Source organism: Collinsella aerofaciens (assembly GCF_039752775.1).
GTDB classification, from domain to species: Bacteria; Actinomycetota; Coriobacteriia; order Coriobacteriales; family Coriobacteriaceae; genus Collinsella; species Collinsella aerofaciens_R.
Genome location: NZ_JBDMGT010000001.1, coordinates 140,756 through 166,985 on the forward strand (window position 1 = coordinate 140,756; position 26,230 = coordinate 166,985).

The following is a 26,230-nucleotide window of genomic DNA, read 5'->3' on the forward strand; positions in this document are numbered from 1 at the left end:
GCGCGCAGCGCATGGAGCAAAGAACCCGAAAAAGTGTCGCGGCCCTTGCGGGCCGCCTGCCGGCGTGCGACCCTGCGCGTCCAAGGAACGCCGGGGCGGGTTTCGGATCGGAAGGGCGCAGGCGTGCGGCATGGAATCAGGCATGGGCGCCGAGGCTTCCAGGCATGGGATGCGATCTGTCGGCGGTTGCTGGGCTCCCGTGGGATTGGAGACGACGCCGCGGCGGGAACGACGGCGCGTTCCCGAGTCGCGGTGCCGTGGTCCGCATCGGGACGGCATTCCCCGCGCCGCTTGCGGCCAATATGCGCACGGGATCGCGGTGGCGAGATGGTTCTCCATGCGGAACGGCTACGGTGCTGCGCAACACGTCCGTCGGAAGAAGGAGGACAGCCAATGATGGATATCAACGAGAAGGACGAGCGTCGTGAGCTGCTTGACGCGGTGGCGGATGCAGGAAGGCTGGCGAGGGGCCTGGACCAGCTGCTCGAGTCCCTGGCGCACGCCGACCAGCTGGACCTGCTCGACGTCGAGGGGGTCCTGGCCCTGAGGTCGATAAGCGAGAGGTGCGCCGAGCGCATCGGCGACGCCGCGCGAATCCTGGAGGCGCAAAACGAGATCCTCTATGTCGAGGAACGGACCGTTTAGCTTCCTTTCGCGGAAGATTAACTATTTGCTTTGCGGGCAACACCCTAAAGAATCGCAGTTCCTGGTCGGCGCTTAGATGAGCGTTAGCCGCGACCCATTCCAAAGATACTTGCATTGTCGGCGTTGTCGTTAGTTTCGACCTCAGTCGCCATCGCCGGGAACGATTCTTCCTGAGACGCGTCGTCCACTCGCGAGTCAATAGGCTCGCCGAGCGCCAGGAAGAACCTCATCACGTGCTCGACTCTCTGCTGCAGAGACTCGCTCAGCTCGCTGTAGGAGGCCGCCAGCCGTACTTCCTTGGCCAACTCCGCCATCGAGTCCTTCAGCGCCTTCTGCACGCTCACAGAGGGTCTCACCTCGACCTGGGTATCGGCGAGCTTGGCGATGATGTAGTCCTGCCTGTTCATGCCGCTCCAGGCGGCCATCTCGCATATGAGCTTATGCTCCTCGGGCGTGCAGCGGAACGCCATCGTCTTACTGCGCTTGCGGGCGCTGTTCTCGCACGGCATCCTTCTTATCCCCTCGCCCCGTCAAGGGCGGCGGCCATCTCGTCCTGCTTCGTGGGGAACAGGTGCGCGTATCGGTAGGTGATGTCCACCGCCTCGTGGCCCATGCGCTCGGCGATGGCCAGCGCGGAGAAGCCCATCTCGATCAGCAGGCTCACGTGGCTGTGGCGTATGTCGTGTATGCGGATGCGTTTCACGCCAGACGCCTTGCACCCTCGTTCCATCTCGTGGGCCAGGAAGTGCTTGGTAACGGCGAACAGGCGCTCGTCGGGGGCGACGTCGTCTCGTAGCTCGATGAAGTCCGCCATCTCGTCGCGCAGGAAGGCGGGCATGACGATCGTGCGCACCGACTTGGGCGTCTTGGGATCGGTCACGGTGTCTACGCCGTGGAGGCTTTGGTACGACTTGTTGATGCGCAGACGCGAACTCTCCAGCATGAAGTCGGACGGAGTGAGCGCCAGAAGCTCGCCGCAGCGGATGCCCGTCCAGTAGAGCAGCTCGAAGGCGTGGAACGAGAGCGGCTTGTCCATGACGGCCTCGCTGAACCTCAGGTACTCGTCCTTGGTCCAGAACTGCATCTCGCCGCCCTTCTTCGAGCCCATCTTGTCGACCCTTCGCACCGGGTTGTCGGTGAGCCCGTAGTAGCGCTCGGCGTGGTTGAAGATGGCGTTGAGTTGGTTGTTCACCGTGCGCAGGTACGTCGGCGCCCAGGGCTTACCGTCGGCGTCCCGGTGTTCAGTAAGCTCGTTCTGCCACCTAATAACGTCGATCGGCCTCACATCGCACATGCGCATATCCCCAAAGAACGGCACGAGCTTGTCGTTGATGATGTACTCCTTGGTGATCCACGTATGCTCGCGTATGCGAGGCTTCACCTCGGAGGCGTACACCTCAACGAACTCGGAAAACGTCATGTCCATGGCCCCGCCGTTAAGGCTCTTGAACTGGCTTTCCCATACGGCCGCCTCCACCTCGGAGGAGAAGCCGCGCTTTGTCTTGTGGCGCTTCGAGCCGCGGGCGTCGCGGTAGTAGCACTGCACGAAGAACGTGCCGTTGCTGTCGTCCTTGTACACCGGCATGTCAGTCCACCTCCGGGAAGTACAGGGCGTCGAAGACGTCACTTCGAACGCGTCCGCGGATAACCACGCGCCCGCGCGCCTCCTGCTCGGCGTTTATCTTCCTGATCACCTCGTAGGCGCTGCCTTTCTTGATCCTCAGCAGCTCCGCAACCTCGTCCGCATCCAGCATGTGCGGTCTCGGCGTCTTTGCCACCTTCTCGTCCATGGCTCCTCCTGTCATTAGCGTACAGATACGTACGGTTTACAGATTCAGAGTAAACGTACATATCTGTACTGTCAATAGAATTGCGTACATTTGCGTACGCTGGTAAGATGTGCGGGTACGTAATTCCAGGAGGAGGGCGCATGTCCGTAGGCGAGAACATAAGGCGGTACCGCAAGTCGCGCGGCATGACGCAAGCGCAGCTTGCCGAGGCGGTCGGCCTGACCGAGGGGGCCGTGCGCCACTACGAGAGCGGCATCCGCGCCGTGAAGCCCGAGCTGCTCGAATCCATCGCCGCAGCACTAGGCGTATCCGTCAACGCCCTCAAGGATTACGGCGTCGAAACCGCGGGCGACCTCATGTCGCTGCTCGTGCGGCTCGAGGACTCCTTCGGCATAGTTCCCTCAGCCGACGGTTCGGGCCTCTCCCTGAACCCCAAGGCGCCGCACGCGCCCAAAGCCGCGATGGCGATCGAGTTGTGGGCAGAGAAGCGCGCACGGCTCGAGAACGGCGAGATCGACGCCGACGAGTACGAGGACTGGAAAGCCTTGCTGTAACGGCTCCCCGCATTTCGCAATCAACGCAACCGAATCAGGGCGCCAGGCTAGGCGGTGAGCTCCGCTCGCTCCTGCGTAAGCTGAGTTTTTACTCCCCATTGCATGCAAAGGCATTTCAAGCGTAAATGGGGAGTAAATGACGCGGTGGCTTACATGGCGGCACACGGCAGTACACTGCGGCATTTCCCCTGGTTACTCCCGTTTTCATTGAGGCGGCGAGATTCTTTACTCCCCATTAACCACCTGGGGAAACGCCGTACGGAGACCGTAAAAACGCCCGTTGAGTTCGATTTGAGTTTCACGGGCCCCGAAACGGCCTCGTTTCGTTCTCGGGGACAAAAATCGCGCGTCTACTCATTCGGGATAAATCTTTACTCCCGTTCCTCCGAATACCGCCCCGTGCCTTGTCGTCTTGAAATACGGGGAGTAAATCGCGAAATCGCAGGTGAAAGGGAGTAAAACGGCAAAGAAAAAGCCTCCGTCCCAACGCGGGAACGGAGGCCAGATTACCGTATTTACTCACCGCCGTCGCTGGCGGCTTTGCCATGACTCTCGTACGAAACGAAACTCAGCAGCACAGTGCGGCACTCAAAAATACAGGTCAGAACCCTGTCAGCCTACTCCCACTCGATCGTCGCGGGCGGCTTAGACGTGATGTCGTAGCACACGCGGTTGGCGCCGGGGACCTCAGCAACGATGCGGCCGGAGATGCGGGCCAGGACGTCGTAAGGCAGTTTGGCCCAGTCGGCGGTCATGGCATCGCTGGACTCGACGGCACGCAGGATGATCGGACGCTGGTAGGTGCGCTCGTCGCCCATAACGCCGACGGACTTAATGTCGGGCAGAACCGCGAAATACTGCCAGCAGCTGTGCTCGGAGTTGCGCTCGCCGGTCTGCTCAAACAGGCGCTGGTTGTAGGCATCCAGCTCCTCGCGCACGATAGCGTCGGCGTTCTTGAGGATCTCGAGTTTCTCCTTGTCGACCGCACCGATGATGCGGATGGCAAGACCCGGGCCCGGGAAAGGCTGGCGGAACACGATGTGACCCGGCAGGCCCAGTGCCAGACCAAGCGCGCGGACCTCGTCCTTAAAGAAGTGGTCGAGCGGCTCGATGAGGTCGAAGTGCACGCCCTCGGGGAACGGGATCAGGTTGTGATGGCTCTTGATGGTGGCCGTCTTGCCGCCCGTCTTGCGAGCGCCGGACTCGATGATGTCGGGGTAGATGGTGCCCTGAGCCAGGTACTTGACCGGCTTGCCATCGGTCTCGAGCTGCTGCGCCACGGCGAAGAACTCTTTCCAGAACTGCGTACCGATGATGCGGCGCTTCTCCTCGGGCTCGGTCACACCGGCCAGAAGCTCGGCATAACGGTCCTCGGCGTGGACGTGGATAAAGTCGACGTCAAACTGCTTGGTGAAGACCTCCTCCACCTGCTCAGGCTCGCCCTTGCGCAGCAGGCCGTGGTTGATGAACACGCAGGTCATCTGCTTGCCCACGGCGCGAGCACCCAGCGCAGCCACGACGGAGGAGTCGACGCCACCGGACAGGGCCAGAATCACGCGGTCGTCGCCGACCTTCTCGCGGAACTCGGCCGTCATGGTCTCGACCAGGTTGTCCATGCTCCAGTTGGGCTCCAGGCCGCAGATCTCAAACAGGAAGTTGCTCAGCAGCTGCTGACCATACTCGGAGTGCTTGACCTCGGGGTGGAACTGCGTGGTGAAAATCTTGCGCTCGACGCACTCCATGGCGGCAACCGGGCACACGTCAGTGCTGGCGGTAACGGTAAAGCCCTCGGGCACCTCGGAAACGGCGTCGCGGTGGCTCATCCACACGGTCTGCTCCATGGGCGTGGAGTTAAAGAGCTTGGCGCCGGCCGTGCGCGTGATGGTGGCGCGGCCGTACTCGCCCACCTCGGAGTGGCCGACCTTGCCGCCGAGCGTCACGGCCGTGATCTGATGGCCGTAGCAGAAGCCCAGGACGGGAAGGCCCAGGTCAAAGATGGCGGGATCTATAGACGGAGCGTCCTCGGCATACACGGAAGCCGGACCGCCGGAAAGGATGAGCGCAGAGGCGTTCATCTCGCGAATCTCGTCGGCCGAGATGTCGCAGGGGACAATCTCGGAATACACGTTGAGGTCGCGGACGCGACGGGCAATGAGCTGACCATACTGCGCACCAAAGTCGAGTACGAGGACCTTTGCGGAAGCCTTTTGATCCATGGTTCCCCCTCTTGTTGGCGGGGAGCCGGTGCCCACCCGCGTGAATGAACGAAAATAGCCTTCATAGTGTACACGTTATATGGGGTTTCTCGCCCCTCGCAGCCATCAGCGCACGGCAAACGCACGACCTGGGCCCCTGTTTGACGGCAATTGAAGTGTTTTCAAACGTTACAGATGATGTAATACGTTTGAACATTGGACGCCCTGTGCCACAATACTGCCGAACGACTCCGCCTCTGCGGCGGCAAATACGATAGGAATACCAGCATGAAGCGCATCCTTCTCATCGCCACGGGCGGCACCATCGCATCGACCGAGGACGGCAACGGCCTCTCCCCCGCCCTGACCGGTGAGGAGCTCGCCCAGAGCGTCCCCGAGATCTCGGGCCTCTGCGAGCTCGACGTCGTGCAGCCCATGAACATCGACAGCACCAACATGCGCCCCAGCGACTGGATGTGTATCCGCGACGTCATCGTCAAGGGCTATGCCGACCACGACGGATTCGTGATTCTACACGGCACCGACACCATGAGCTACACCGCGGCGGCGCTTTCCTATCTGATTCAGGACAGCCCTAAGCCTATCGTGCTCACCGGCTCGCAAAAGCCCATGGGCAATCCCTTTACCGACGCCAAGCTCAACCTGTACCAGAGCCTGCTCTATGCGCTCGACGAGCATTCGCACGACGTTTCGATCGTGTTTGGCGGCGTCGCCATTGCTGGCACGCGCGCCCGCAAGCAGCGCACCATGAGCTTTAACGCGTTCATTAGCGTCAACTATCCGCCCATTGCCTACATCCGCAACGACCGCATTGTGCGCAACGGGCTTCACGGCACTCATCAGAATGAGAGCCCGGTGCGTTTCTACGACAGTATCAATCCGCGCGTATTTGTCCTTAAGCTGACGCCCGGCGTGAACCCGGGTATCCTGGACGCCCTAGCCGATAGCTACGATGCTGTAATTCTTGAGACCTTTGGCATTGGCGGTATTCCCGAGTTTGGCGAGTCCGGCGATTCGTTCCAAGAGGCAATTTTCCGCTGGGTCGATTCGGGTCGCACCGTCGTTATGACCACGCAGGTCCCCGAGGAGGGCCTTGACCTGGGTGTTTATGAGGTCGGCCGAGCTTACGCCGATCATCCGGGTATTTTGCGCGGCGACGATATGACCACCGAGACGCTCGTGGCCAAAACCATGTGGGCGCTCGGCCAGTCACGCGATGCCGCCGAGATCCAGCGCCTGTTCTACAGCCAAGTCAACCACGACCGTATCCCGATGGCGTAATTCAGTTGTCGACGGGTATCCCCTATTCGATGCCCTCGAGAAGCTCTGACACCGTCATGCCGAGTGCGGGCGCGATCTTAAATAGAACCTTGAGCGTGAAATTTGCCGTCCCATCTTCGATTCGGTCGAGGTAGGGTCGGCTGATTCCTGTCGCCACACAAAAATCAACCTTGGAGATACCAAGGTCCCTGCGTGTCTCTTCGACCCGCCTGCCAAGAATCTGTTTCGCACGTTCGTCCATGCAGCCGAGTTTGAAATGGAGCCGAACATAAACGTAAACTATAGTTTACGTTTTGCCGAATACACAGGAGTTTTCTATGTCGGGTTCTTCGGTCCGCATGTACCGAGCCACGCTTCGCACAAACAGCGCACCGCCCAAGCTCGTCGTCGTTGAAGCAGAAGCCCTTTCGCCCGATGAGCGCACGGCATTTGCATTGCTATCAAGTCGCGTCGCCGCCATTCTGGTCCCTTGCCCGGCGCAAGGTGAACTTGCCATCCAATGCCAAGCGCACAGCTGCTCGCTCAATCAGGCTGCCGTGATCGCAACCAGCCAACGCGGTCTGCCCCTTCTCCTGGAAGCCGGTATCGCACTCGCCCTTCGCGGCGCCGGATACGAAAACGAGGCCGCCGCCGACATGGTCTTTAAACCACGATCGAGCGGCGGCCTCGCAGCAGCCATTGAATATGCGTGCAGGCTCGTTGCCTAAAAGGACAAGCTAGAAACCAAAGCCAAAGCCCGTTCCAGTAATCGCCGAGTACATAAAGTAAACGTTGATCACGTTGAGGAACACACCCGTGATGCAACCGTTGCGCAGGTAGCGCTCGCACACGATGCGCGCCATGGCGGCGGAGTCATCATTATTTTTTGCCTGGCGTCCCGCCGTAAAGTACGTCGCCACGCTCAGCAGCAGATTGAGTACCGGCAGCGCCAACAGCTCGTAGCTCTTGCCCCAGCGCGTCACCTCGCCGGCGGCGTTAAACTTCGTTGCCACCTCGGGGCCAATGTTGGGGATAACACACGCTGCAACCACCAGCGGGATCACCGCAAGTACGAGCAGCGCAATACCCATGTACCCAGCTTTTTTGCCGTATTTAAACATATGCGTCGCCCTTACACGTTAAAGCGGAAGTGCACGACGTCGCCATCGGCCATGACATAGTCCTTGCCCTCAATACGCAGCTTGCCGGCGGCCTTGGCGCCCTGCTCGCCGCCGAGCTCGATGTAGTCGTCGTAGCCAATGACCTCGGCCTTAATAAAGCCGCGCTCAAAGTCGGTATGGATAACACCGGCGGCCTGCGGAGCGGTCGCGCCCTGACGAACCGTCCAGGCCTTGACCTCCATCTCGCCGGCCGTAAAGAACGACTGCAGACCGAGCAGCTTATAGGCCGCCTGCGCGAGCACGTCCAGACCGGGCTGTTCCAGGCCCAGGCTTTCCAGGTAGTCGGCGGCGTCCTCGGGATCGAGCTCGGAAAGCTCGGCCTCGATCTTGGCGCAGATCGGCAGCGGCTTGACGCCGTCGATGGGCGCCAGATCGTCGTTGAGCATATCCTCGTCCACGTTGGCCACATACAGGATGGGCTTCATGGTGAGCAGGAACAGCCCCTTGGCGGCGGCACGCTCCTCGTCGGTCATCTCCATGGATGCGGCGCGCTTGCCCTCGTTGAGCCAGGCAAGCAGGCGCTTGGCAACCTCGAACTTGGGCATGAGCTCCTTGTCGCGCTTGGCCTCCTTCTCGAGCTTAGGCAGCTGCTTCTCGAGCGTGCCCATGTCGGCCAGGATGAGCTCGGTCATGATGGTGTCGGCATCGCCGGCGGGATCGACGAACTCGCCCGTGCGGCCCACCTCACGCATGACGTTGGGGTCCTTAAAGTAGCGCACGACCTCGCAGATGGCGTCGGTCTCGCGAATGTTGGCCAGGAACTGGTTGCCCAGGCCCTCGCCCTCGTTAGCGCCCTTCACCAGACCTGCGATGTCGACGAACTCGACCGTCGCCGGCACAATGCGACCCGGGTTAACGATGTCGGCAAGCTTTTGCAAGCGGCTATCGGGCACGTCGACGATACCCACGTTGGGGTCGATCGTGGCAAACGGGTAGTTGGCGGCAAGGCCGGTCTTTTTGGTAAGCGCGGTGAACAGCGTCGACTTGCCCACGTTGGGCAGGCCCACGATACCGATGGAAAGGGACACGACAGCTCCTTTTGGTACAGGTACTTCAAACCGTATAAGTATAGCGCCGCCGCAGCATCCGGGCGAATCCGGACACCGCGGCGGCGCAAATGAAGCAGAGATAGAGCTCGCTGACTAGTCCGCGAGCTTCTCCACCTGGTCGAGCATCTTGTCCAGCTTGGCCTTTGCCTCGGCCTTGACCTTCTGGGCCTCTTCGTGGGCCTTGGCCTTCTGAGCGGCCTTTTCCTCGGCCTCGGGGTCGACAACGACCAGATTGGACGCATCGTGCTCGACCAGCTTGAGCGCATGCTCGGGGCACACCTTGACGCAGGCTCCGCAACCTAGGCAATACGTGGACTCCAGTGCAAAGCGACCGCTTCCCACCAAATCGCAGGCAAACGTGGGGCACACGTTGACGCACTCGCCGCATGACGTGCACTTGTCAAAATCGCATTCCGGTGTGCTCACCTGCATATTCTGGGCAAGCTCGGGGTGGTTCTGCAGCGTCGAGAGCACCAGCTGCCGCCCGTGCGTGAGCGAACGGCGACGCTTGGTCGTCGTGGTGCCGCACATGGTGTTGAGCGTACGCTCGAGCTGGGTAATCTGATGGCGATGAGCCTTGAGCTTTTGCGTCACCGAGGCCAGCGCCGCCGTCGCCGGATTGAGCTTGGTCACCGTTAGGCCCGTGGTGCGGGCAATCTTTTCCATGTACTCCTTGCGCTCGTACTCGCGGCGCTTATGGCACTTGAGGCTCTTGGGGTCGACCTCTAGGCCCATACCCGTGCCAGACCACTCTTCGGCCTTCGCAATCGCCTCGCCAAGAATGTCCTCACCGCCGGTGTTGCGGCATTTATCGCACACGCCCAACGGCAGGTACACACTCACGTTGGGATAGTCGGCCAGTACCGAGAACCAGGTCTCCGCCGTAATATCGCCCACGCAGGCAACGACGACTTCGTTTTCGCGCGGCATGCGCTTAAGGGCACGCGTGCAGGTAACGTAGGCGGTCTCGTGGCTCGTAGCCGCCGAGACAATGTCGTCGTAGACGTTTTTGGGTGCAAGGCGCGGAGAGATGATCGCCTCCGTCGGGCAAGTAGCGGCGCACAGGCCGCACTTGCGACAGGAGTCGAGGATCTCGATGGAGTCTTCCTCGACCTCGATAGCGTTGACCGGGCACACGTCCATGCACGCGGTGCAGCCGCTCTTTTCGTTTTTGCAGGTCAAGCACGGAATGGTGTTGCCGCGCGGGCGCTCCTTGTAGTCGGCAGGATTCCACTGCGGCGCCGATGGATCGAGTGCATCGGTCACGCCGCCAAGCGGGTTTTTAAGAAAGTCGAAACCCTTGCTGATCTCGATAATGTCATCAAACAGATCGTGTTCCTGCGCCATGCGCGGCCCCTCCCTGAGCAGTGCAAACAAGCAAGAGATAATGATACGCTATCGGCCCACGCCTCGGGCAAATTACACGCGGAGCATCTTTGCGGCAAATAGCCCATGGCCTATCGCCGCCTCGATTGCACAAGGTCAATCAAGTGCCAAGCTATGCCTCGCACATGAGCTGCACGAGCTTTTGTCTGGTCACCTTGGCCTGCTCGTTGGCCATATTGCGCTCGTTTCTAAAGACCGCATCCGCAACGCTCATCAGGTCGGTATCGGAAATCTCGCCAAGTCCCAGCTCCGCGAGCGTCGTCGGTAGACCAACGCGCTGGCAAAACTCGAGCACCTGATCAAGCTCGGGCGCACGCTCCAGGCGCAGCTGCACCACCAGGCCAAATGCCACGGCCTCACCATGCATGGCCTTGCACTCGGGCAGAATCGTCAGGCCGTTGGCTATGGCATGGGCAAGCGCTAAGCCACCACTCTCAAAGCCAACACCCGAGAGCAGAATATTGCACTCGATCAGGCGCTCAACCGCTGGCGATGTACGGCCCTTTTTGAGATCGCGCTTGGCAGCGACGCCGCACTCCATGAGTGTGTCATAGCAGGCACGAGCCGCAACCAAGGCCAAGTGTCCCGGCGCGCCACCGTGCTCGTTGGCGCCGTGCGCCGCGGCGCACGAACGCGCCTCGAAATACGTTGCCAGCGCATCGCCCATACCAGCGACCGTCATACGCAGCGGGGCCGCCGCGACCACGTTGGTATCGACCACGACCAAGTCTGGATTCTTCTCGAGCATCAGGTAGCGGTCGAACGACCCATCCTCGTGATACAGCACCGAAATCGCGCTGCACGGACCGTCCATCGACGCCGCCGTGGGACATACACACAACGGCAACTCGGCATAAAACGCAACGGCCTTGGCGATATCGAGCATCTTGCCGCCGCCAATGCCCACCACCATGTCGCAATACTCGGCCCGGGCTTCCTTGGCCATTTCGACAACGGCATCTTCCGTACACGGACCGTTGTAAATCTTAAAGAACGGCTCGCTTAGATCTTCATCCAGAAATCCATCGACGATCTGCCTGCACAGCCGATCCTCGGTGCCCTGGTCAAACAAGACATAGGCAGCGCAGCCCAACCATGACAAATACCTGCCCTGGCGCGAAAGCTCCCCCGGTCCCTGAACATACCGACCGGGGCCGCCATAAACCATAGGAAGCGCCATACGAGAATCCACCCTTCATCAAACAACGATGGGTGCAAAGTACCCTGACCCCTTTGCACCATAGCAAAAAGGGGCAAAGCCATCTGTTGGCTTTGCCCCTTCCTTAGCTTGATTTACTCATCCATGAGATAGTAGTGGCCCAGTGCGTCGGCACCCAGGATGGCGTTTGCGACCATCTCGGGCGTCACCTCAAACGGCATATTGCACATGGTGTCCTCGGGCGCGCACGCGGCCTCGGCAACAATCATGGCCTGCTCGCGCGTAAGCTCGGCAACGCCAAGTTCCTTCATCGTGACCGGCAGGCCCAGCTCAATGCAGAAGCCCAAGACTTCCTCGAGCTTCTCGGTCGGGGCATCCTCGAGTACCAGCTGGACGATAGTGCCGAAGGCGACCTTCTCGCCGTGATACATGCTGTGGCACTCGGGCAGCATCGTCAGGCCATTGTGGATGGCATGAGCGGCAGCAAGGCCCGAGCTCTCAAAGCCAATGCCCGAAAGCAGCGTATTGGCCTCGATGATGTGCTCGACGGCAGGCGTGAGCGCACCCTTCTCCAGCGCAACCTTGGCCTTGACGCCATCGGCCATAAGCGTCTCGTAGCAGAGCTTGGCGAGCGCCAGACCAGCCATGCTGCCCTTGCCGCCAGCGCAGGTGCCGCCGTCGGCATCGTGCGTCGCCTGGGCCTCGAAGTAGGTTGCGAGCGCATCGCCCATACCGGAAACCGTCAGGCGCACCGGGCTCGCCGCGATAACCGTCGTATCCATCAGGACGATATTGGGGTTTGCCTTAAGGAAGAGGTACTTATCGAACTGGCCGTCATCGGTGTAAAGCACCGAAAGCGCCGAGCACGGTGCATCGGTCGAGGCAATGGTGGGGCAAATGATAACCGGGGACTCCAGGTAATAGGCGACGGCCTTCGCGGTGTCGAGGATCTTGCCGCCACCGACGCCGACGATGATGTCGCAACCGTTGTCGCGAGCGAGCGCAACCAGGCGATCGACCTCGCCCTTGGAGCACTCGCCGTTAAAGTCCTCAAACAGCAGCTCGGCCTTGGCCTCGGCAAAGCCGCCCTCGATCTTGGCACCGACGCGCTTCTTGCCCGAAGGCGTCACGATGACGAGGGCCTTAGCGCCGAGCGGCTCGACATAGGAGCCGAGCTTGGCGAGCTCGTCCGGACCCTGGATGTACTTGCTGGGGCTATTGAAAATTGCAGCCATAACTATCCCATTCTCTAAAAGAAAAAAGAAAGGGGCTCCGTACAGATACGTGCGGAGCCCCTCGTTACGATAACAAGAGTCGATTAGAAATCGATGTCGGTGTCGTAGTAGCAGGCCTTGAGGATCTTCTCGAAGTCGGCAGCCTTGGTCTCACGCGGGTTCTCGGGCGTGCAAGCGTCCTGCTCGGCGTTCGCGGCGATCTCGGGCAGCTTGGCGAGGAACTCCTCCTCGGAAACCATCTGCGGGTTCTCGGCGTCGACCTTCACGCCACCATTCGCGTAATCCTTGATGGACTGCGGAATGTTGAGCTGGTCGTTGAGGTCGCGAATCTTCTGGACGAGTGCAGCGATGAGCTCCTCGTTGGTCTCGCCGGGAAGGTGCAGGATCTCCTTGGCCACGTAAGCGTAACGCTCGGCAGCACGGGGATCCTTGGAGTTCCACTGGATGACCTTGCCCAGGTACATGGCGTTAGCAGCACCGTGGATGATGTGGCCGTTCTCGAAGGCAGCACCGGTCTTGTGAGCCATGGAGTGAACGATGCCGAGCAGGCCCGAGGAGAAGGCGATACCGGCGATGCACTGAGCCTCGTGCATGTGCTGACGGGCCTCATGGTCGCCAGCATAGGACTTGGGCAGCCACTCGACGATCTCGCGGATGCCGTGCAGAGCGTTGGCATCGGTGAACATAGAGGCGCAGGTGGAAACGTAGGCCTCCATGCAGTGGGTCAGAGCGTCCATGCCGGTGTGAGCGCACAGCTTGGCGGGCATGGTGTAGGTGAGCTCGGGGTCGACGATGGCGACATCAGGGGTGATGTTGAAGTCGGCCAGCGGGTACTTGATGCCCTTGGCGTAGTCGGTGATGACGGAGAAGGCAGTGACCTCGGTAGCGGTACCGGAGGTAGAGGAGATGGCGCAGAAGTGAGCCTTCTGACGCAGCTCGGGGAAGCTGAACGGCTGGATGATGTTATCGAAGGACTCCTCGGGATACTCGTAGAAGACCCACATGGCCTTAGCGGCATCGATGGGCGAGCCGCCGCCGATGGCGATAATCCAGTCGGGCTCGAACTCGCGCATGGCCTCGGCGCCCTTCATGACCGTCTCGATGGACGGATCGGACTCGACGCCCTCGAACAGCTTGACCTCGAAGCCGCCCTCTTTGAGGTCGGCCTCGACGTCCTGCAGGAACCCGCCGCGACGCATAGAGCTGCCGCCAGAAACGATGATGGCCTTCTTGCCCTTGAGGTTCTTCACCTCGTGGCGAGCGCCCTCACCAAAGTACAGATCGCGAGGATTGGTAAAACGTCCCATACTGTGCCTCCTAAACAAGCCCCTCTTAGACTTGCGTATATAACGGAGCACCCAATTGGCTCCGTTAGGACCGGTTTGCGCGTTGCCGGCGATGACAATGCGCGATGTCTAAACGTCTCAACGCTCAGACAAACACTATTTTACCGTTCTGGTTGGTCAGTTATTCACCTAAAGCCGCCAATGATGAAACGTTTTTTCTATCCCTGAAGACCCTTGTGCGGCATTCATACTCCCAAGCTGGGCAAACGTTTTATCAAGGTTGACTACATATCCTGGGCAGGACGGTGCCCCTCCAAAATATGCACCGTTCGCCGCCAAAAATCGACCGTTTGCGGCACCGTGATACCACTCGGTCGTCCAAGGTGCCGACATTTGTGCGACATCCGTCTTCGTGGTGCAAAGGTGCAAGTCCAAGTGCGGCACCCCCGGTGTGCCACATGCGGGTAAACTAGAACCTTATATAGAAACATTTGAACCCTAACCGCAGCAAAGGAGGCCCCATGGCATTCGATCCCATTCAAGAGGATTGCCATCGCCTCGTTCTTGAGGCCTTGCGCCGCGACAATATCCCGCTCACCGACGCTGCCGCCGTAGAGCGTCTGATGGAACAATTCACCCGCAACCCCGCACCGCTCATCGTGCACGACCGCGACCGCGCCGGGCACCTCATTGCCAAGGTGGTCGAGGCTGTCGACTACCGCATTCCCTTTATCCCTGACGATACCCAGGCAGAGCAAGAAGAGACAGCTGCCGAGAACATGCTCCGCGAGGCGGCCGCACTCGATCCGACCAACTGGGATGCCCAGCGCATGCTGACGGCGCTCACCGCCGAATCCAACGAGGAATACGTACAGTACTTGGTATCCAAGCGCGATGAAGTCGAGCACGACTTGGCGCTCAAGATCGCCTCGGCGCAGGACCCCTACGAGCGCGAGGCCGCGGGCGACCTTATGCGCCGCCCCTACCTGCGCTGGCTTGCCGCCCTTGCGTCGCGCGCCCTCATTAGCGGCCGCTACCGTATGTCACTCGAAGCCGCAAACCGCAGCCTGGACTTTGCCCCCAACGATCCGGCCGGTGTCCGCCACACCGCGATGCTCGCCATGGCAAAGCTCGAATACCCCGCCGAGGAACTCAAGCGCTTTCGCTCTGCCCACTCCGTACCCTATCTCGCCAACACGCCACTGCGCCGTCGTCCCAAGGACGCGGAGCGCGACTTGGACCCGTGGACGCTCATCGCGCTGATGAGCGCTGCCTGGCGCGAGCTGGACTACGAGGGCGCCGAGCACTACTTGCGCATCCTTGCACGCTCGTGCCCGCACGCAGCCGAGGCGCTCTACTTCCAAACCGAGTTTCCCGATGGCGTCTATGCCCGCGTCAACGTGGGTGCAGGCTCCACCGACGAGCTCGTCCTTGCACTGTCCGAAGCGACGCCGGTACTGCAGGAGGGCCTGGGCGCTCCCGACAACGCCAGCTTTGCCGCCTGGGTCGCCACCAACGACATCGTGCGTTCCCAGATCGACGAGCGCATCCTGCGCGCAGCCGAGCAGGGGCTTCCATTTAAGGGAGGGGACCTCTAATGGATCCGAGCGTCTACATCCCCGCCTACTTGGAGCGCACCTATCTGGCATCGCACCCCGAGCTCACCGATGCAGCACGCGAGCTTGTCCATAACGACATTAGTACGAATCCCCAAAAGTATGCGCAGTCCGAGCATGCCCAGGCGCTGCTGTCCTATGCCGGTGTTCATCGCCACCTGCTCGACGAGCTCCATCGCATCGAGGACATGGGCAGTGACGAGGAGTTCGAGCAGACGCGCAATCGCCTGTTCGACGACATGCGCGATGAGCTGCTCAAGATTGTCCGCGTCGATGCACTGGCCGTCGACGCGCAGCTGCTCGCCATCATCCTGGCCGACACGCCCGTTGACGCCTGCCTGGGCGACCTGATGAAGCTCGAGGCAACCACGGCCGATTACCTGCAGCAAAGCGTGCCCGGGTTCGATATGGAGGCCCCACACTACTGGGCCAACAAAGTTTTGACGGACGGCGTGACGGCGGCAGAGCTCACCGTAAGCGAGCCGGCGCTTATCGGGTGGCTTCACACGCTCGAGGCCATCTCGCAGCTGTGCATGGCGAGCGCCCGCTACCGCGCTGCCGCCAACTACGCCCGCCGCGTCCTTAAGGCAGAAGGCTATCCCACCCGTGCCGCCGGCACCGTGCTGCTTGCCCTCGCACGCCTGGAAGACCAGGACGGCTTTTTTGCCCTTGCTCACCAGCTCGAGGAACAGGTGGGAGCCGATGCACTCGAGAACTCCCCTTGGTACCTGCTCGCCCGCACAATCCTATTGTTCAAAACGAACAAGATGCGTCCGGCGGTGCGCGCGCTGCGCGAGTTTGCTAACCGCTGCGAGGGCGGCGCGTTCTTCTTGCTGAATCCCATGTACCAGACGCCGTACCTTCCCTGCCGGCCCGAGCCACGCGATCCCTGGGATCTTTCGCACCAGGCCGTTTGGGAAGCGGACGGCATTATCTCGGACACTCCCGACTTTGCCCCCTGGGCCAATGCCTGCGAAGACGTGTCGCAGCTTGCCCAGGAATTTGCGCGCCGCTACGGATTTTAGTGACGCACTCGACCCGACCATGTCGTTTACGTTAGGAACGGTTTCATGAACCTCCGCTCATCTCTTGCCTGCACCTCGAGCGATATCGCCCGCTGGGGGCTGCGCTCCGTCCTTAAGCGCCAGGGCGGCGTACTCCCCGGCCGCATCGCCATGAAGATCAACCCCGAGCTGCTGAGCGACCTCGCGAGTCTTGTCGACCGCAGCGTGGTGATCACCGGCACCAACGGTAAGACCACCACTTCGAACCTGATCGCCGACGCCGTTGCCGCCAGCGGCGCCACCGTGGTATGCAACCGCGCCGGCAACAACATGGAGCCGGGCGTGGTGGGCGCACTACTCGAGGCGCGCAGCGGCCTCAAGCAAGCCGGCGGCGGCAAGCGCGTGGGCGTTTTTGAATGCGATGAGCTCTACACCGTGCGCGTCCTGCCCAAGCTCAAGCCGACGTACTTCGTGCTGCTCAACCTGTTCCGTGACCAGCTGGATCGCTATGGCGAGATCGATCACACCCAGGAGGTCATCGCCCACGCGTTGGAGCTTTCGCCGGCAACGACGCTCATCTACAACGCCGACGACCCGCTGTGCGCCTCGATTGCCGCGCGCGTTCCCAACGCGAGTATTGCCTTTGGCATCGATGGCGCCACCAACACCGAGTCTGACCGCATCAGCGACTCGCGTTTTTGCTCGCAGTGCAACGCCCCGTTGGAGTACGACTACGTACAGTATGGTCAACTCGGCGCCTACCATTGCCCCTCGTGCGGTTGGACACGCCCCGCACTGGTCCGCCGCGTAACGAATGTGGAGCTCAGTCGCGATGGCTATGGTTTTGACCTGGTGTTTGGATCTGATTCCAGCGCGCCAGCCGCGCACATCGCCACGCGCTACAACGGCTTATATATGGTCTATAACGTTGCCGCCGCATTCTTTGCCGCACATGAGTTGGGCGTGGATACGGCGCACCTGCAGCCCACGCTCGATGCCTACGTGCCCGCCGGCGGACGCATGGGCCGCTGGGATATTGCCGGTCGCACTGTCGAGGCAAACCTGGCCAAGAATCCCGTGGGCTTCGATCGACAGATCCAGTCCATTAAGACGGCGGGCGGCAGACTCTGCGCTTTCTTCCTTAACGACAACGACGCTGACGGCCACGATGTCTCCTGGATCTACGACGTCGACTTCGAGCGCATCGCCGATACCCCAGGGCTTGTCGCCTTTGCCGGCGGCACGCGTGCACACGATATGCAGGTGCGCCTCAAGTACGCCGGCATCAATGCCGCCATCATCTCGAATATCGAGCAGGCGATCGGCGCCGTGGCGGACGAGGCCGCCGATGTCACCTTCTACGCCGTCGCCAATTACACGGCCTTCCCGCCGCTGGTCAAGGAGCTCGACGGACTGAAGGGCGCCACCGCCGACGCTGTTGCCGGACGCGCCGTAGCCCGCGCCGATGGCAGCGCCATCCCTTCCGCCGTCGTGCCGGTCGAGCTTTCGCGCCCGTTGCGTATCGTCTACCTGTATCCCGATGCGCTCAATCTCTACGGCGACGGCGGCAACGTTATCGCGCTCGAGCGCCGCTGCGCCTGGCGCGGCATTCCCGTGCGCGTGGACGAGGTCCGTATGGGCGAGATGCTCGACCTTACCGATGCCGATATCGTCATGATGGGCGGCGGCTCTGATCGCGACCAGTTGGCCGTGGCGCACGAGCTGCTCACCCAAAAAGACAAGGTCGCGGCATATGTTGAGGATGGAGGCTCGCTGCTTGCCATCTGCGGCAGCTATCAGCTGCTCGGTCGTTCGTACTACATGGGCGAGGATCGCATCGAGGGCCTGGGCGTCATTGCCGCCGAGACCGTGCGCGGCTCCAACCGCCTAATCGGCAACGTCGCCGTCAAGACCGACCTGGCACCCGAGCCCTTTGTGGGATTCGAGAACCACGGCGGCCGCACCCTGCTCGATGCAGAGGCCACGCCGCTCGGAACGTCCGTTGTCACGGGCACCGGAAACAACGGCGACGATGGCTTTGAGGGCCTCATCTACAAGGGCGTCATCGGCACGTACCTGCATGGCCCAGCGCTGCCCAAGAACCCCGAACTCGCCGACTGGCTGATTGCCCACGCTCTCGAGCGCCGCGGCGACGCACAGGCCAACGCTCTGCTGCCGCTCAAGCCCCTCGACGACACCTACGAGCACGCCGCCCACGACGCAGCCATGAAGCTCCTCCCCTAGCGCCCTACCACCACAAAGGGGACAGGTACCTTTGTGGTGGTTTTGACCCGTCCCAGCGGTTTGTCTCAATCTGTAACATCTAGACCACCAAAAGTCGTCTTACTGTTACAGATTGAGACGTTCGTCCCGACGCCTGCATTTTGTCTCAATCTGTAACAGATAGGGCCGATTTACCCGCCCAGATGTTACAGATTGAGATTTTTGAAGATCGGGGGGAGAGGGCCAGCTCCTTTGTGGTGGTTTTCCAGTTTGCCAACGATATACGCGCCGGCAAAAAAGTCTGCTATACTCTTTCCCGCCGTCCCCATCGTCTAGCGGCCAAGGACGCCACCCTTTCAAGGTGGATATCGCGGGTTCGAATCCCGCTGGGGGCACCATTTAGATCGAGAAGCCCGTTACCCCTGTGGTGACGGGCTTTTTTCTTCTCCAACGCCGGGATTCGAACCCCGAGGGCATTAAATCACACTGTCATCCAAGGGGCCTTGGGCAAAAAATAGCAAATATGAGTACTGTTACCATTTTAGTAACAGCGATTTCACGCCTTCAGAAGGCGATTTAGACGTCAGGCGTCCTACGGCGGAGGAATTGCAGACGTTTATCGGCTAAGTACTTGGAAATATGTTGCGTAACACTGTATATTTTGCAAATGAATAATGCTACAGGACTTATGACAGTACTCATATTTGACGTTTTTTGCCCACAGCCCCTTATACCTAGGCAAATCGGCGGCAAAACGGGCTTCAAAGCGTCCTTCGCAATCAAAAAGCCGGGGCCCGCATGATGCGGACCCCGGCTCAATACCGTGACGATATTTCAGTTACGCTCTACACGTAGAACAGGATGTCGTCGTAGGTCGGAACCGGCCAGTAGTCGGCGGCCACGATCTCCTCCATTGCATCCACGGCGGCGCGTAGCGTATCCATAGCGGGAACGACCTCGTGTGCATACGCATTGGCCTGCTCCTGACCATCGAGAGCTTCGGCCTTCTGATGTACGGCGTCGAGCGCCTTGATGGAGTCGTTGATGGCGGTGATACCGTTGCAGAGCTTGTTGAGCGTGTTCTGCTCGCACTGCATGGCGGCCTCGGCACCGGCGGCACGAATAGTCTCAAGGCCCTTAGCGACCTTGGTGGCATAGGCGGTAATGACCGGGCGATAGGTACGACGCGCCTCGCGAACCATCGTGGTGGCCTCGATGTTCATGAGCTTGTTGTACTTCTCGAGTTTGCAGTCGTAGCGGCACTGGGCCTCGGCCTTGGTCAGGACACCCGTCTCCTCAAAGAGCGCGATGGCCTTATCGGAAACAAAGGCGGGCAGGGCGTCGGCCGTGGTCTTGTTGTTGGCAAGGCCGCGCTTCTCGGCCTCGACGGGCCACTCGTCGGAGTAACCGTCGCCGGAGAACAGGATGCGCTGGTGATCGGTCAGCACCTTCTTGCAGTACTCAAGCGCGGCGTCCTGGAACTTATCCTCGGGCGTACCCTCAAGCGCGTCGGCGAAGGACTTGAGCGACTTGGCCACGGCGGCATCGAGCACCAAGTTGGAGTCGGAGACGTTCTGCTCGGAGCCGCAGGCACGGAACTCGAACTTGTTGCCGGTGAAGGCAAACGGGGAGGTGCGGTTGCGATCGGTGTTGTCCTGCATCAGCTTGGGCAGGGTATCGGCGCCCAGGTCGAGCACGCCGCGCGTGGCATGGACGGAAGCCTTGCCATCGATGATCTTCTCGACGACCTCGGTAAGCTGGTCGCCCAGGAAGATGGACATAATCGCTGGAGGAGCCTCGTTGGCGCCCAGACGATGGTCGTTGCCGGCCGAGGCAACGGAGGCACGCAGGAGCTCCTGATAGTTATCGACGGCCTCGATCACCGCGGTGAGGAAGACGATGAACTGCAGGTTGTCGAGCGGGGTGTCGCCCGGATCGAGCAGATTCTCGGACTCGGTGCCAAGCGACCAGTTGTTGTGCTTGCCCGAACCGTTGATGCCCTCGAAAGGCTTCTCGTGCAGCAGGCAGACCAGGTCGTGGCGGGAGGCAATGAGCTTCATCTTCTCCATCATGACCAGATTCTGGTCGATGGCCTCGTTGACCTCGCCGTAGACGGGGGCGAGCTCATGCTGGCAGGGAGCGACCTCGTTGTGCTTGGTCTTGGCGGGAATGCCAAGCGCCCACAGTTCATCGTCCAGATCCTTCATATAGGCCGAGACGGTGGGGCGGATAGCGCCAAAGTAGTGCTCCTCGAGCTCCTGGCCCTTGCAGGGAGCAGCACCAAAGAGAGTGCGGCCGGTGATGACCAGGTCCTTGCGCTTGCGGTAAGCGTCCTTCTTGATCAGGAAGTACTCCTGCTCGTCGCCCACGGAAGGAACGACCTTCTTGGGGGTCTTGCCAAATAGCGCCAAAACGCGCTTGGACTCACGCGAGAGCGCGGTCATGGAGCGCAGCAGCGGGGTCTTCTTGTCCAGGGCCTCGCCCGTGTAGGAGCAGAAAGCCGTGGGGATGCACAGGACATCGTCCTTGATAAAGGCGGGGCTGGTGGGATCCCAAGCGGTGTAGCCACGGGCCTCGAAGGTGGCACGCAGGCCGCCGTTGGGGAAGCTGGAGGCGTCCGGCTCGCCCTGGATGAGGTTCTTGCCCGTAAACTTGGTAATGGCGGTGCCGTCGTGGTTGGGCTCCAGGAAGCTGTCGTGCTTCTCGGAAGTAATACCCGAAAGCGGCTGGAACCAGTGCGCGTAGTGCGTCGCGCCCTTGGAGATGGCCCAGACCTTCATGGCATGGGCAACGGCGTTGGCCACGTCCAGGTCGAGCGGCTCGCCGCCCTCGAGGGTTGCAGCAAGGCGCTTCCAAATGTCCTTGGGGAGGTAGTCCTTCATGACTTCCTCAGAGAACACCATGGTCCCGAAGCGGTCAGTAAGATCGGCCATACGGAACTCCCTTCGTATCGGCACCGCGTGAGATGCGGTGTTGATTACTAACGAACGAGTCATAGCTTAGACTCGCCGTGTTTCCGCGACATTACCGTCATGTTGCCGTCGCGAAACCAATCAATGAGGTTACCCTATCGAGGCGGCGTTGCCACCCTCAACAGCCAATCAACTGTATAAATTGCAGACCTCTCCCCATGGTTTAAGGGTAGTCAACTTGGAATGGGGCTCTATTAACTGGTATTTCGCATCAGATACCATTCAATATAGCCCCCCATCCTACATTGACCGCTCTGTTATAGGAAATGCCGATAGCGAAGCATTTTCGATTGGTATCACCAAATCGTGAGAGAAACTCCACCTTAGCGCAGTGGTACTGTAGAATCCTTGCAACAAAACATCGCACCCAGGCATCTAAAGGAGCACGATATGCGCGTCGACGAGGTTTTTAAGCAGGCAGCATCCCAAGGCACCGCGCCCGTTTCGTTTGAGATGTTCCCGCCCAAGGGCGAGCTGACCCTCGACACGGCTCGCGAAGTGGCAGGCAATCTGTGCAAGCTTTCGCCGAGCTTTGTCTCGGTCACCTGCTCGGCCGGCGGCTCGGGCAACGGCGCCGCCACCGCCCCCATCGCACATATGATTACGAGCGAATTCGATACGCCCTCGGTGGCACACCTCACCTGCGTTGGCCGCACACATGCCGATATTGCCGCCAAGATCGACGAGTACCGCTCCGCCGGTGTAGAAAATGTGCTGGCCCTGCGCGGTGACCTACCCGCCGGCGCGAGCGAGGATGACAAGCCCGCCTCGGACTACGCCTACGCCCGCGACCTTATCCCCGAGCTCGTCGATGCCGGCTTTTGCGTGGGCGCCGCAGCCTACCCCGAGGGCCACATTGCCTGTGAGGATCTCAACGCTTCGGTCGAATACCTCAAGCAAAAGCAGGACGCCGGCGCGAGCTTCTTTGTGACGCAGCTCTTTTTTGATAACGAGTGCTTCTACCGTTTTCGCGAGCTTGCCGACAAGGCCGGTATCACCGTGCCCGTTACCGCGGGCATTATGCCGTTTATGGGCAAGTCGCAGATCAGTCGCATGGTCTTTATGTGCGGCGCGTCGCTGCCCTCCCCCGTCATCAAGATTCTCGCCAAGTACGAGAACGACCCCGAGAGCTTGCAGGCAGCCGGTGTAGATTATGCCGCCCGTCAGCTTTGCGACCTTAAGGAGCACGGTGCCGACGGTCTGCACCTGTACACTATGAATCGTCCTGCGATCGCCGCAACCATTATGGAGCGCCTGGGGTAATGGAAAAACCGCACATCGATACAGCTTTTGGCGAAGTGCCGGCCGACCTTGCGTCGCCGGCGCTTTATCGTATCGATGATGCCCACCATCCCCGCGTCGATCGTGCCGAGATGCTGCGCTACCTGGGCTACAGCGGTCAGCAGATTGAGCCCGAGCTGTCGCAGCGTATTGAGCTTGTCGTTGAACGTTTGGAACTGGACATTGAGCCCCGTGGCGTGCGACGCGTGTTTGCCGTCGATGCCACGGGCGTGGACGAGCAGGGAGAGCCCTGCATCCGTCTGGTCGGCACCAACGTTGAGCTGCGCGGTCGCGACATCTATCGCCATCTCAAAGACGCCCGCTTTGCCGCGCTCATGGCATGCACCCTCGGCATGGACGCCGAGCGTCGTCTGCGCACCACGGGAGCCCAGCAGCCCCTAGAGGGAGCTGTGCTCGATGCCGCGTGCTCTGCCTATGTGGAAGCTGCCGTCGAGCAGATGGACCAGCAGGTCAAGGCTGCGGCCGCCGCACACGGACTCGCCGGTAACTGGCGCTTCAGTCCCGGATACGGCGACTGCCCGCTCTCGGCCCAGCGCTCGATCGTCGATGCGCTCAACGCCACGCGGCTCATCGGCCTTACCGTCACGCCCACCAGCCTGCTCATGCCCACCAAGAGCGTGACCGCGGTGATCGGTCTGTTCGACGGCAAAGTCCACGACGCCCAGAGTCGCCCCACCTGCAATATCTGCCGCATGCGCGAGCACTGCCGCTTCCGCGCCGCCCACACCACCTGCTATTCCAGCCACTAGGAGCCCCCGATGTTCACCCCGCTTATTACTCATAATTCGGATGGTGCCGCGCTGGCGGCGCCCGTCAATGCCGCACGCTGCAACGGCGCTGTGTACAAGCCACGCACGATCGACGACCTGCGCATTAAGGACGATCGCCTGCGCGCCGCCATCGAGGGCACGGGGCACCTGCTGTTTGACGGCGGCATGGGCACCATGCTGCAGGCTGCCGGCATGAAGGCCGGCGCCCTGCCCGAGCTGCTCAACTTTGAGGAGCCCGAGGTTATCACCGATATCCAGCGTCAGTATGTCGAGGCCGGCTGCGACGTGATCACCGCCAACACCTTTGGCGCCAACGCCCACAAGCTCGACGGCGCCGCCACCGTGGCAGATGTCTTTGCCGCCGCTGTCGCCTGCGCCCGCGAGGCCGGCGCCCGCTACGTCGCCGGCGATATCGGCCCCATCGGCGCGCTGCTTCGCCCCTTGGGCACCCTGAGCTTCGACGAGGCCTATGACCTCTTTGCCGAGGAGGTGCGCGCCGGCGTCGACGCGGGCGTGGACCTCTTTATTATCGAGACCATGACCGACCTTGCCGAGATCAAGGCGGCCGTCCTCGCCTGCCGCGAGAACTCCGACCTGCCCGTCTTTGCCACCATGACCTTTGAGGAAGACGGTCGCACCTTCTTGGGAACGAGCCCCGAGGTCGCCGCCATCACGCTCGACGCCATCGGCGCCGACGTTTTGGGTATCAACTGCAGCCAGGGCCCGGCCGAGCTCCGAGGGCTCGCCGCACGTATGCTCACCGTTACCGACAAGCCCGTTATGGTGCAGGCTAACGCGGGACTGCCCCGCGTGGACGACGACGGCAATACCGTCTTTGATATCCAGGCCCCCGAATACGCCGAGGCCGTCGCCGGCATGATCGAGGACGGCGTGAGCGTCGTGGGCGGCTGCTGCGGAACCACGCCGGCGCATATGGCGGCCTTGCGCACGCTTATCGACAACCACACGCCCAGCCCGCGCCGCCGCAAGCCCAGCATGTCGGCCACGAGCGCCCAGACGGTCGTGGACCTTCCCTGTGACGGCCACAAAATCGCCGTCATCGGCGAGCGCATCAATCCCACCGGCAAAAAGCGCCTGCAACAGGCCCTGCGCGACGGCGACCTGGACTACGTCGTGAGCCAGGGCATCAGCCAGCAGGAACAGGGCGCCGACATCCTGGACGTCAACGTGGGCCTGCCCGAGATCGACGAGGTCAAGATCATCCAGCAGGCGACCGAGCAGCTCCAGGGCTCCACGCTGCTGCCGCTGCAGATCGACTCCACCGACCCCGCAGCCGTCGAGGCAGCCGTGCGCCGCTACGCCGGCAAGCCCATCATCAACTCGGTCAATGGCAAACAGCAAATCATGGATGAGATCTTTCCGCTGGTCGCCCATTACGGCACCAACGTCGTCGGCCTCACGCTCGATGAAGGCGGCATCCCCGATACCGCCGAAGCTCGCTTCGCCATCGCCGAGCGCATCGTGGCCGAGGCCGCCCGCTACGGTATCGGCCCGGACCGCATCCTCATCGACTGTCTGGTCATGACCGCCTCGACCAATCAACGCCAGGCCGAACAGATCCTGCGCGCCATGTCCCTGTGCAAGGAGCGTCTGGGCGTCAAATGCGCGCTCGGCGTGTCGAACATCAGCTTTGGTCTGCCTGCCCGCCCGCTGCTGGGCTCGGTCTTTTTGGCTGCCGCTTTTGGCGCGGGCCTGGACGCCCCCATCATGAACCCGGGCTCCAAGCGCTTTATGGATACCGTCTACAGCTATCGCGTGCTGAGCGTTGAGGACGAGGGCTCGACCGGATACATCGAGCGCTACGCCGGCTGGACCGATCCGTACAAGATCGCCGCGAATCCGGCGGCGGCTCAGGCGGTATCGACCGACGCCGCGCCCGCTGCTGGCACCACCGGCACCGACGGCAACGACGACCCGATTCGTCGCATGGTCGTCTCGGGCCGCAAGGGCGAAATCGCGGCCGAGACCGAGCGTCTGCTGGCAGACCATGACGCCATGGACCTCATCAACAATCACTTTATCCCCGCCCTCGACGAGGTTGGCGTCCTCTTTGACCAGGGCAAGTTCTTCTTGCCGCAGCTTATGGCCTCGGCCGAGGCCGCGCGTGTGGGCTTTGACACCATCAAGCGCCTGATGCCCGCCGGCGAGATTGCCGACAAGGGCAAGATCTGCGTGGCCACCGTTAAAGGCGATATCCACGACATCGGTAAGAACATCGTCAAGATGCTGCTCGATAACTACGGCTACACCGTCTTTGACCTAGGCCGCGACGTCGACCCGCAAGAGGTACTCAAGACCGTACGGGAGCGCGACATTAAGCTCGTCGGCCTCTCGGCGCTTATGACCACCACGGTCGTCGCTATGGAGGAGACCATCAAGTTGCTCCATGCCGAGGTTCCGGGCGTCAAGATCATCGTAGGTGGCGCCGTGCTCACCCCCGAATACGCCAAGCAGATCGGCGCGGACTACTACGCCAAGGATGCCGCCGAAAGCGCGCGCATCGCCGAAGAGGTCTTTGGGCAGTAACACAACGGAAACAACCGAGCACCAAAACGTGCCGC

Annotated in this window: 22 protein-coding genes and 1 tRNA gene; 11 read left to right on the forward strand and 12 right to left on the reverse strand. The window is 61.2% G+C overall.

Translation table 11 applies throughout. From position 1 onward, the window contains the following. The first annotated feature begins 393 nt into the window (after positions 1-393). Complete coding sequence (locus tag ABHR63_RS00650; protein WP_073293292.1) at positions 394-645, forward strand: hypothetical protein; 252 nt, start codon at positions 394-396, stop codon at positions 643-645. Positions 646-728: 83 nt separating this feature from the next. Here the strand turns inward: ABHR63_RS00650 and ABHR63_RS00655 are convergent, their stop codons facing one another. From ABHR63_RS00655 to ABHR63_RS00665, 3 genes are read right to left on the reverse strand one after another with little or no spacing between them, the layout of a single operon-like run. Then, entirely contained in the window at positions 729-1,154 is a 426-nt protein-coding gene (locus ABHR63_RS00655; RefSeq protein WP_346964613.1) for a plasmid mobilization protein, read from the reverse strand. Positions 1,155-1,159: 5 nt separating this feature from the next. After that, positions 1,160-2,230 carry a site-specific integrase gene (locus tag ABHR63_RS00660; protein ID WP_138111676.1) on the reverse strand — a complete coding sequence of 357 codons (1,071 nt, stop codon included), beginning with the start codon at positions 2,228-2,230 and terminating at the stop codon, positions 1,160-1,162. 1 nt (position 2,231) lies between these two features. Continuing rightward, positions 2,232-2,435, reverse strand: a complete 204-nt coding sequence (locus tag ABHR63_RS00665) for a hypothetical protein (protein WP_006681531.1) — start codon at positions 2,433-2,435, stop codon at positions 2,232-2,234. A gap of 140 nt (positions 2,436-2,575) precedes the next feature. Here ABHR63_RS00665 and ABHR63_RS00670 point away from each other — a divergent pair, with 140 nt between their 5' ends. Continuing rightward, positions 2,576-2,989, forward strand: a complete 414-nt coding sequence (locus tag ABHR63_RS00670) for a helix-turn-helix domain-containing protein (protein WP_346964614.1) — start codon at positions 2,576-2,578, stop codon at positions 2,987-2,989. Between the two features lie 617 nt (positions 2,990-3,606). On the opposite strand, the gene guaA is transcribed toward ABHR63_RS00670, so the two are convergent. Next, positions 3,607-5,205 carry a glutamine-hydrolyzing GMP synthase gene (gene guaA, locus ABHR63_RS00675; protein WP_035136929.1) on the reverse strand — a complete coding sequence of 533 codons (1,599 nt, stop codon included), beginning with the start codon at positions 5,203-5,205 and terminating at the stop codon, positions 3,607-3,609. A 267-nt stretch (positions 5,206-5,472) separates the two neighbouring features. On the opposite strand from guaA, the gene ABHR63_RS00680 reads away from it, so the two are divergent. Beyond that, a complete protein-coding gene (locus tag ABHR63_RS00680; RefSeq protein WP_195568504.1) occupies positions 5,473-6,486 on the forward strand; it encodes an asparaginase in 1,014 nt (337 codons plus the stop codon). Positions 6,487-6,508: 22 nt separating this feature from the next. Here the strand turns inward: ABHR63_RS00680 and ABHR63_RS00685 are convergent, their stop codons facing one another. Then, positions 6,509-6,727, reverse strand: coding sequence for a helix-turn-helix domain-containing protein (locus tag ABHR63_RS00685; protein WP_035136926.1), 219 nt, complete (start codon positions 6,725-6,727; stop codon positions 6,509-6,511). A gap of 76 nt (positions 6,728-6,803) precedes the next feature. On the opposite strand from ABHR63_RS00685, the gene ABHR63_RS00690 reads away from it, so the two are divergent. Next, positions 6,804-7,193, forward strand: coding sequence for a hypothetical protein (locus tag ABHR63_RS00690; RefSeq protein WP_138111664.1), 390 nt, complete (start codon positions 6,804-6,806; stop codon positions 7,191-7,193). A gap of 9 nt (positions 7,194-7,202) precedes the next feature. Here ABHR63_RS00690 and ABHR63_RS00695 read toward each other — a convergent pair whose 3' ends face one another. The 6 genes from ABHR63_RS00695 to ABHR63_RS00720 all read right to left on the reverse strand — a co-directional run bounded on the left by ABHR63_RS00695 (position 7,203) and on the right by ABHR63_RS00720 (position 13,782). Beyond that, on the reverse strand, positions 7,203-7,586 hold the full coding sequence (locus ABHR63_RS00695; protein ID WP_089572786.1) for a DUF1648 domain-containing protein: 384 nt from the start codon (positions 7,584-7,586) through the stop codon (positions 7,203-7,205). 11 nt (positions 7,587-7,597) lie between these two features. After that, positions 7,598-8,674: a redox-regulated ATPase YchF gene (gene ychF / locus ABHR63_RS00700; protein WP_035136922.1), complete on the reverse strand. Its 1,077-nt coding sequence runs from the start codon at positions 8,672-8,674 to the stop codon at positions 7,598-7,600. 114 nt (positions 8,675-8,788) lie between these two features. After that, positions 8,789-10,042, reverse strand: a complete 1,254-nt coding sequence (locus ABHR63_RS00705) for a 4Fe-4S binding protein (RefSeq protein WP_195568502.1) — start codon at positions 10,040-10,042, stop codon at positions 8,789-8,791. A gap of 151 nt (positions 10,043-10,193) precedes the next feature. Then, entirely contained in the window at positions 10,194-11,261 is a 1,068-nt protein-coding gene (locus ABHR63_RS00710; RefSeq protein WP_195568500.1) for a glycerol dehydrogenase, read from the reverse strand. 113 nt (positions 11,262-11,374) lie between these two features. After that, complete coding sequence (locus tag ABHR63_RS00715; RefSeq protein WP_138111652.1) at positions 11,375-12,475, reverse strand: glycerol dehydrogenase; 1,101 nt, start codon at positions 12,473-12,475, stop codon at positions 11,375-11,377. An 83-nt stretch (positions 12,476-12,558) separates the two neighbouring features. Further along, positions 12,559-13,782 (reverse strand): iron-containing alcohol dehydrogenase, encoded by a 1,224-nt coding sequence (locus ABHR63_RS00720; protein ID WP_035136916.1) that lies wholly within the window; start codon positions 13,780-13,782, stop codon positions 12,559-12,561. A 500-nt stretch (positions 13,783-14,282) separates the two neighbouring features. Between ABHR63_RS00720 and ABHR63_RS00725 the strand changes: the two genes are divergently transcribed. From ABHR63_RS00725 to ABHR63_RS00740, 4 genes are all read left to right on the forward strand, one after another. Further along, on the forward strand, positions 14,283-15,359 hold the full coding sequence (locus ABHR63_RS00725; RefSeq protein ID WP_346964615.1) for a tetratricopeptide repeat protein: 1,077 nt from the start codon (positions 14,283-14,285) through the stop codon (positions 15,357-15,359). Continuing rightward, a complete protein-coding gene (locus ABHR63_RS00730; RefSeq protein ID WP_329738605.1) occupies positions 15,359-16,402 on the forward strand; it encodes a hypothetical protein in 1,044 nt (347 codons plus the stop codon). The genes ABHR63_RS00725 and ABHR63_RS00730 overlap by 1 nt, the downstream gene beginning before the upstream one ends. A 45-nt stretch (positions 16,403-16,447) precedes the next feature. After that, entirely contained in the window at positions 16,448-18,625 is a 2,178-nt protein-coding gene (locus tag ABHR63_RS00735; protein WP_346964616.1) for a MurT ligase domain-containing protein, read from the forward strand. Positions 18,626-18,925: 300 nt separating this feature from the next. Then, positions 18,926-19,002 (forward strand) — tRNA-Glu (locus tag ABHR63_RS00740). A gap of 447 nt (positions 19,003-19,449) precedes the next feature. Here the strand turns inward: ABHR63_RS00740 and ABHR63_RS00745 are convergent. Then, positions 19,450-21,537 (reverse strand): glutamine synthetase III family protein, encoded by a 2,088-nt coding sequence (locus ABHR63_RS00745; protein WP_346964617.1) that lies wholly within the window; start codon positions 21,535-21,537, stop codon positions 19,450-19,452. Positions 21,538-21,966: 429 nt separating this feature from the next. Between ABHR63_RS00745 and ABHR63_RS00750 the strand changes: the two genes are divergently transcribed. From ABHR63_RS00750 to ABHR63_RS00760, 3 genes are read left to right on the forward strand one after another with little or no spacing between them, the layout of a single operon-like run. After that, positions 21,967-22,839: a methylenetetrahydrofolate reductase gene (locus ABHR63_RS00750; protein WP_346964618.1), complete on the forward strand. Its 873-nt coding sequence runs from the start codon at positions 21,967-21,969 to the stop codon at positions 22,837-22,839. Then, positions 22,839-23,627, forward strand: a complete 789-nt coding sequence (locus ABHR63_RS00755) for a hypothetical protein (RefSeq protein ID WP_346964619.1) — start codon at positions 22,839-22,841, stop codon at positions 23,625-23,627. The genes ABHR63_RS00750 and ABHR63_RS00755 overlap by 1 nt, the downstream gene beginning before the upstream one ends. A gap of 9 nt (positions 23,628-23,636) precedes the next feature. Further along, positions 23,637-26,195, forward strand: a complete 2,559-nt coding sequence (locus ABHR63_RS00760; protein ID WP_217495600.1) for a homocysteine S-methyltransferase family protein — start codon at positions 23,637-23,639, stop codon at positions 26,193-26,195. Positions 26,196-26,230 lie beyond the last annotated feature (35 nt).

Excerpts from the sequence above, each read along its gene's own strand:
- ABHR63_RS00650 (WP_073293292.1), top strand. The coding sequence starts at position 394 with ATGATGGATATCAACGAGAAGGACGAGCGTCGTGAGCTGCTTGACGCG.
- ABHR63_RS00655 (WP_346964613.1), bottom strand. The coding sequence starts at position 1,154 with ATGCCGTGCGAGAACAGCGCCCGCAAGCGCAGTAAGACGATGGCGTTC.
- ABHR63_RS00660 (WP_138111676.1), bottom strand. The coding sequence starts at position 2,230 with ATGCCGGTGTACAAGGACGACAGCAACGGCACGTTCTTCGTGCAGTGC.
- ABHR63_RS00665 (WP_006681531.1), bottom strand. The coding sequence starts at position 2,435 with ATGGACGAGAAGGTGGCAAAGACGCCGAGACCGCACATGCTGGATGCG.
- ABHR63_RS00670 (WP_346964614.1), top strand. The coding sequence starts at position 2,576 with ATGTCCGTAGGCGAGAACATAAGGCGGTACCGCAAGTCGCGCGGCATG.
- guaA (WP_035136929.1), bottom strand. The coding sequence starts at position 5,205 with ATGGATCAAAAGGCTTCCGCAAAGGTCCTCGTACTCGACTTTGGTGCG.
- ABHR63_RS00680 (WP_195568504.1), top strand. The coding sequence starts at position 5,473 with ATGAAGCGCATCCTTCTCATCGCCACGGGCGGCACCATCGCATCGACC.
- ABHR63_RS00685 (WP_035136926.1), bottom strand. The coding sequence starts at position 6,727 with ATGGACGAACGTGCGAAACAGATTCTTGGCAGGCGGGTCGAAGAGACA.
- ABHR63_RS00690 (WP_138111664.1), top strand. The coding sequence starts at position 6,804 with ATGTCGGGTTCTTCGGTCCGCATGTACCGAGCCACGCTTCGCACAAAC.
- ABHR63_RS00695 (WP_089572786.1), bottom strand. The coding sequence starts at position 7,586 with ATGTTTAAATACGGCAAAAAAGCTGGGTACATGGGTATTGCGCTGCTC.
- ABHR63_RS00705 (WP_195568502.1), bottom strand. The coding sequence starts at position 10,042 with ATGGCGCAGGAACACGATCTGTTTGATGACATTATCGAGATCAGCAAG.
- ABHR63_RS00710 (WP_195568500.1), bottom strand. The coding sequence starts at position 11,261 with ATGGCGCTTCCTATGGTTTATGGCGGCCCCGGTCGGTATGTTCAGGGA.
- ABHR63_RS00715 (WP_138111652.1), bottom strand. The coding sequence starts at position 12,475 with ATGGCTGCAATTTTCAATAGCCCCAGCAAGTACATCCAGGGTCCGGAC.
- ABHR63_RS00720 (WP_035136916.1), bottom strand. The coding sequence starts at position 13,782 with ATGGGACGTTTTACCAATCCTCGCGATCTGTACTTTGGTGAGGGCGCT.
- ABHR63_RS00725 (WP_346964615.1), top strand. The coding sequence starts at position 14,283 with ATGGCATTCGATCCCATTCAAGAGGATTGCCATCGCCTCGTTCTTGAG.
- ABHR63_RS00730 (WP_329738605.1), top strand. The coding sequence starts at position 15,359 with ATGGATCCGAGCGTCTACATCCCCGCCTACTTGGAGCGCACCTATCTG.
- ABHR63_RS00735 (WP_346964616.1), top strand. The coding sequence starts at position 16,448 with ATGAACCTCCGCTCATCTCTTGCCTGCACCTCGAGCGATATCGCCCGC.
- ABHR63_RS00745 (WP_346964617.1), bottom strand. The coding sequence starts at position 21,537 with ATGGCCGATCTTACTGACCGCTTCGGGACCATGGTGTTCTCTGAGGAA.
- ABHR63_RS00750 (WP_346964618.1), top strand. The coding sequence starts at position 21,967 with ATGCGCGTCGACGAGGTTTTTAAGCAGGCAGCATCCCAAGGCACCGCG.
- ABHR63_RS00755 (WP_346964619.1), top strand. The coding sequence starts at position 22,839 with ATGGAAAAACCGCACATCGATACAGCTTTTGGCGAAGTGCCGGCCGAC.
- ABHR63_RS00760 (WP_217495600.1), top strand. The coding sequence starts at position 23,637 with ATGTTCACCCCGCTTATTACTCATAATTCGGATGGTGCCGCGCTGGCG.